We start from the raw sequence: 5,871 nt of genomic DNA, 5'->3' as shown, positions 1-5,871 counted from the left end.
TTCATTTAGCTCACCTTCTATAGGGTAGCCCTATTTCCGCCCTGCTGTACTAGCCCCGCAGCCCTAAAAATTGTGGATGGCACAAAGCTGATTGTTAAAGCAAATCCAGAAACAGGAGCGATCGCATTGAATACCCCCGTAAGCTTAGTAAAATCTGAAGAGACGACATGGTTCATTCCAAATGTGTCACAATCAGAAATTGATGCAAGGGTTCCTAATGCACCCACTGACGGGAACGATTAGCGATCGCTGCTAAACCTGAGATTTTGTATTCTTCTCCCTGACCCCGATCCCATGAAGGGTCGGGTTTGTCCGTATTTAGTCGTTGTGTGAGATGTAGTTGTATTGGATATCATGAACGAATTATTTGCTAGGTTCAAACAAAACGAAACAAGCAAGAAAGAGAAATCAGAGCGAGCAAAACTACGCAATCCTAACCGCATCCGCGATCACCTTGCCAACGAGCGCACTTTTTTAGCATGGATTCGGACGAGTATTGCATTAATGGGTATTGGGGTTGTGGTAGTGCGGTTGCGGATCTTGCGTCCGCCCCTTTTACCCAATCCGGGCAATGGCTGGAAACTGGGCCTGTTCTTTTCTCTAATTGGGTTGGTAACGATATGGCTCTCGACACAGCATTACTTTGCGGTTCGCAACGATATAGACGATGACACCTACGAACCATGCGATCGCTGGGTAATTCTGTTCAGTCTGATGATTACACTTCTCGCCGCAGGAGTGCTTTACTATGTATTCTCCGTGTCCCTCGATCCCACAGGGTTAATGGTTCCAGAGTGATGTCGTTAGATGCCAAATATAAGGGCAATTCGTGAACTGCCCCTACATTCGGATATTCTGCATTTGGAAATTAAATTGGATTGCTAAAGATGAGCTTCCAACTGACAGCGATTAAAAGAGCATAGATCAATACACGGAGGACTCTTTGGGGAGCGAGTTGACAGAGTTTAGAACCTAAGAGCACGCCAGGAATTGACCCCAGCCAAATCGGCAAGATAATTCCCCAATTGACCGTGCCCAGACTGAGATGCCCCAGAGAAGTGAAGAATAGCAGAATCGCAGCTTGGGCTAAATCAGTTCCCACCAGCTTACGCGAGTCAAGTTGAAAAAAGGCAATCAGCACCAGTGCAAACAGCGACCCCGAAGAGACGCTGGTCATACCGACCATACAACCAAGTACCATTCCCAACGCGATCGCACCCGCACGCCCCATACCCGTATTTAGATCTAACTTAGGGAATGATGCTATTTGAAACTCTGGTGCGAGGGTTGAGAGGGCAATCTGCAATAGTCCCGCTAGCGTCACCAATAAAATCATCACCCCGATCGCGTGGAGCAAAAACATATCTGGATCGAACCCGCTAGAAGCCCTCAGAACATGTAGAACCTCTACACCAAGTAGAGAACCCGGCACACTACCAAAGGCAAGCCATTTTACGATTTGCAAATCTAGAGTCTGTTGTCGCCAGTGACTGAACCCACCGAAAAATTTCATTAGGGTGGCTGCCACAATATCGGAACTGACTGCCACCGAAGCAGGCACTTGAAATACAAAAATTAGCATCGGCGTGATCAGAGAAGCCCCACCAATGCCCGTTAGACCAACAATAATACCAATAAGAAAGCTCAGAAATGGGAGCAGTAATTCATTCATAATCTCAGTTCTATCTAGAGCGCGGCGGCGGGTAAAAGTGAACTGAGATCGATCGCTGACAGATTAATAAACTTGAATTGAATCAATGCCAAAACGACGAGCGTATAGGCTGTGGATGTAATCAATCCATTCTGTAATTCTTTTTTGAAATTTCGTGCTTGCGATTGTTTCTGGAGGACATCCAGTGCTCCCATTTGGATTAAAACAATTCCCACCAAATTGGAGAGCCAATAGCCCGCAATCGCACCGGGAAAGAGGAACTTTGGGCTTGCCAAGCTACAGAGATAGCCAAAGCCATAGGCGATCGGCAGATTAAAAAATAAGTCATTCCACCAACATAGGGGTGAAAGTAAGTAACCAAGACCGAGCAGTAATAGCCCCCTTAGTTTCTTAATACTAAATCTAATTCCTTTGCCCTCAACATTTTCAGGAGTTGAGATTGTTGGGGAAATTTCCTCTGAAATTTCAGAAGCCTGCGGTTTGGTTATTAATGGTGTTGCACTACTCATTTGCGTCTCATTGTTGATGCGATCGAAGGGAAGGCGATCGCAGTTTGCTCAAGTTTTGTCACGTCCAATGCATGACTTCTTTGTCCCCTATATCGTAGCACAAAATACATTATTCCCCTGTGTTTACCGTAGTTTTTTTGCTCGAAACCAAGTTTTGAACTTGTTATTTTAGCGATAGATCGAAAGATAGAGCTACCTATGCCTCAAATGCCTGCCCCATCTAGAAATTCTTGAATTAAAACATCTGATTCGGACATTGACTCAGAAGTCCTTTTAGCAGAAAAAGGCTCGACGGGATGGCTATCTGTAGATCCCTCTGAGTTTGCGTTGGTGAGACTATGGGAGTAGATATTTTTGCCATTTAGCCCATTGCTGGACTCAGTTAGCTTGGATAAAGGAAGAGATTGAAATGGTTGGAGCGGTTGGAGTTGCTGTACTTTTAGTAATTCCTGCTCTAACACTTGAATGCGATGGAACAGCGACTTAATCACCTCTGCTTCAGGATCGGGTAAGTGTTCGCGATTGAGAGAATCCACTGGCTGCCCTTGATAGCGGATCACTCGTCCGGGAATCCCCACAACCGTACAGTGAGCGGGGACATCCCGTAGCACAATTGAACCAGCTCCTATATTGACGCGATCGCCAATTTGAATGTTACCGAGAACCTTTGCTCCAGCCCCGACTACTACATTTTCTCCTAAAGTGGGATGGCGCTTCCCAGTTTCCTTACCTGTGCCACCGAGGGTAGCGCCCTGATAAATGATGGCATTATTTCCAACAATTGCGGTTTCTCCAATCACTACACCCATGCCATGGTCGATTAAGATACCCTTGCCAATCTGAGCCCCTGGATGAATTTCTATCCCCGTTAAAAACCTCGCTAACTGGGAAATTGTCCTAGGAATAAAAGGAACTCTCAGTCGATATAGCCAATGGGCGAAACGATGAAATAAAAGAGCGTGCCAACCGGGATAACACAGGAAAATTTCAAGCCAGTTCTTCGCGGCTGGATCTTGCTTCTGAATTGCTTGAAAATCAGCAAAGATTATTTCTAACACGTCCAGCAGTTACCGTAAAAAGTAGGTTTACTAACGATCTTGTGGTTCATCCTCCCTGATGCATCCAGCACTAGTGGGATCTAGAGGAAGTTCCTAAATTTTTGAAGGCGCATCAACGTACTGATGACAAAGCTTCCACTTGTAGCGGATCCTTGAAAAGTGCGGTGCTAAGATAGCGTTCTCCAAAACTTGGCTGGATTGCAACAATTAGCTTGCCTTCATTTTCTGGTCTTTTCCCAACTTTAATCGCAGCCGCAACGGCCGCACCCGAAGAGATGCCAGACAATAATCCTTCTTCGCGGGCAAGTCGGCGACCGTAAGAGAGGGCTTCATCATCTGTAACTGTGACAATTTCGTCAATTAAATCTGTACGCAAGACTTCTGGCACAAAACCCGCACCAATCCCTTGGATTTTATGACTGCCTGCATTTCCACCCGAAAGTACGGGACTGTTAGAAGGTTCAACAGCGATCGCTTGAAAGGAGGGTTTGCGTGATTTAATCACCTCTGCCACACCTGTAATCGTTCCGCCCGTCCCAACTCCCGCAATCAGGATGTCCACCTGACCGTCTGTATCTGCCCAGATTTCCTCTGCTGTTGTTTCGCGATGCACTTTGGGATTGGCTGGATTGCGGAATTGTTGCAACATAAAGGCATGAGGAATAGATGCAGCCAGTTCTGTCGCCCTTGCGATCGCACCGCGCATGCCCGCACTACTTGGGGTTAGTTCGAGTTCAGCTCCATAGGCTTTTAGCATGGCGCGTCTTTCCAAGCTCATTGTCTCGGGCATCGTGAGAATCAGACGATAGCCCTTAGCCGCCGCAACCATGGCTAAAGCAATACCCGTATTCCCTGAAGTCGGCTCAACCAGTACAGTTTTCCTCGGTGAAATCAATCCTTCAGCTTCCGCAGTCAAGATCATCGATACGCCAATCCGATCTTTTACCGAAGCAGCAGGGTTCATACCCTCTAGCTTAAGTAAAATGCGAGCAAGAGAACCCTCTGCTTTGGGAATATAGTTTAACTGCACTAGGGGAGTGCGACCAACTAACTCTGTAATATCTTGAGCAATACGCATAAAAAATTCAGGGAATGTACGGCAAGTCTCAGGGTTTACCGTGTTTATTGAGTAATTATACTAATATGTCGGTTTATTTTTAAGCAAATTTCTTTAAGTTAGATTGAGCAATCAACATACTATTTCACATTAAAGAGTGAGGAGTATCCCATGGGTTTTGTGTAGGATGTTTAGTTAAAGCACATTACAGCAGATTTACAGGTTACTGTGTTTAAGATCCCAAGCCTAACCATATGTCTTCAAACGACTATCTTGTGATATAGGCGATCGCAACCCATCTACGGTAAACCTAAGTGAAATAGTACTAATATCTAAGTTACATAGAGTTACATATAGGTAAACTCGATCGCTGTTTAGCCGCATACCATTCATGACAGATCGCTCGCCCACTGCTTTGACTTCCCCTTTGACAGACAACCGCAAAGCAGAGGTGATTCTGCTGCTCAAGCAAGTTTGCGAACCCATGCTCAATAAAGATATTGTGAGTTTAGGCATGGTACGCAATCTGCGCATTATCGATAATTACATCTACTTGCGGCTATATGTAGGTTCCGAGCAACTCGAGCTTCAAGAGCAGGTTGAAGGGATTCTTACTCATCTGGATTGGTGCAAAAAGACCTATGTCGAACTTTGCACAATTCCCAACGTGCGCACAACGTTGGCTGTTTCTAGTGGAAAAGGCGGCGTTGGCAAATCGACAGTAGCTGTCAATTTGGCAGCAGCATTGAGTTTGACTGGTGCAAAAGTGGGCTTGCTCGATGCCGATGTCTATGGCCCTAACGTGCCGCAAATGTTGGGTGCGGGACAGTCGGATATTCAGGCGATCGATACAACCCATGGTCAGCGGTTTATCCCCTTAGAGGCGCATGGTATCAAAGTCATGTCCGTTGGTTTATTGACAGATCCCAGCCATCCTCTGGCGTGGCGCGGTCCAGTACTGCACAAAATCATTACCCAATTTATTCACCAAGTGGAATGGGGAGAATTAGATTATCTCTTGATTGATTTGCCCCCAGGTACAGGCGATGCTCAAATCACAATTGTGCAAGAAAGTCCGATCTGTGGGGTTATCTTAGTGACAACGCCCCAACAAGTAGCGATCGCGGATGTACGTCGCAGTGTTCATATGTTCCGTCAGGTGGGTGTGCCTGTATTAGGCATTGTTGAGAATATGAGCTATCTGCTTACAGAAAATCTTGGCAATGATGGAGAGCATTCTCACATTCCTCAATATATTTTTGGGAAGGATGGAGGAAAGCAATTAGCCGAAGAATTGCAAGCCCCTTTGCTAGGGCAAGTTCCTATCCATGCTTGTATTTGCGAAGGTGGGGATATAGGCGTGCCAATTACTTTAAGCGATCGCCATTTTTTCGCTAGTCAAGTTTTTACTGAAATAGCCCAAGCTTTAGTCGAAACATTCTCTCACGCACGCAAATGCTTTTGATGTCCCATCTGCTTGTGGCGGGGCACTATATTTCTCTTTCACAAAATTGAATTCTTCGGCCAATTCAAGGATGAAATGCAACGGGGTCTGATGAAGCAAAGAATACTTCG

The 5,871-nt window shown here is 45.8% G+C and carries 7 protein-coding genes; 3 read left to right on the top strand and 4 right to left on the bottom strand.

Annotated elements, in window-relative coordinates; translation table 11 throughout:
* The first annotated feature begins 72 nt into the window (after positions 1–72).
* On the top strand, positions 73–243 hold the full coding sequence (locus V2H45_RS24885; RefSeq protein ID WP_330486392.1) for a hypothetical protein: 171 nt from the start codon (positions 73–75) through the stop codon (positions 241–243).
* Between the two features lie 111 nt (positions 244–354).
* Positions 355–798, top strand: a complete 444-nt coding sequence (locus V2H45_RS24880; RefSeq protein ID WP_330486391.1) for a YidH family protein — start codon at positions 355–357, stop codon at positions 796–798.
* A gap of 70 nt (positions 799–868) precedes the next feature.
* On the opposite strand, the gene V2H45_RS24875 is transcribed toward V2H45_RS24880, so the two are convergent.
* The 4 genes from V2H45_RS24875 to cysK form a co-directional block, all read right to left on the bottom strand.
* A complete protein-coding gene (locus V2H45_RS24875; RefSeq protein WP_330486390.1) occupies positions 869–1,672 on the bottom strand; it encodes a sulfite exporter TauE/SafE family protein in 804 nt (267 codons plus the stop codon).
* A gap of 14 nt (positions 1,673–1,686) precedes the next feature.
* On the bottom strand, positions 1,687–2,181 hold the full coding sequence (locus tag V2H45_RS24870) for a hypothetical protein (protein WP_330486389.1): 495 nt from the start codon (positions 2,179–2,181) through the stop codon (positions 1,687–1,689).
* Between the two features lie 203 nt (positions 2,182–2,384).
* Positions 2,385–3,239, bottom strand: coding sequence for a serine O-acetyltransferase (gene cysE / locus V2H45_RS24865; RefSeq protein WP_330486388.1), 855 nt, complete (start codon positions 3,237–3,239; stop codon positions 2,385–2,387).
* Between the two features lie 112 nt (positions 3,240–3,351).
* Entirely contained in the window at positions 3,352–4,317 is a 966-nt protein-coding gene (gene cysK / locus V2H45_RS24860; protein WP_330486387.1) for a cysteine synthase A, read from the bottom strand.
* A gap of 370 nt (positions 4,318–4,687) precedes the next feature.
* Between cysK and V2H45_RS24855 the strand changes: the two genes are divergently transcribed.
* Positions 4,688–5,761, top strand: coding sequence for an Mrp/NBP35 family ATP-binding protein (locus tag V2H45_RS24855; RefSeq protein ID WP_330486386.1), 1,074 nt, complete (start codon positions 4,688–4,690; stop codon positions 5,759–5,761).
* Positions 5,762–5,871 lie beyond the last annotated feature (110 nt).

Origin of the sequence: Tumidithrix elongata BACA0141, from assembly GCF_036349135.1 — a bacterium.
GTDB lineage: Bacteria > Cyanobacteriota > Cyanobacteriia > Pseudanabaenales > Pseudanabaenaceae > Tumidithrix > Tumidithrix elongata.
The sequence above is the reverse complement of the archived record's forward strand: the minus strand, read 5'-3'. Positions and strand labels throughout refer to the sequence as shown.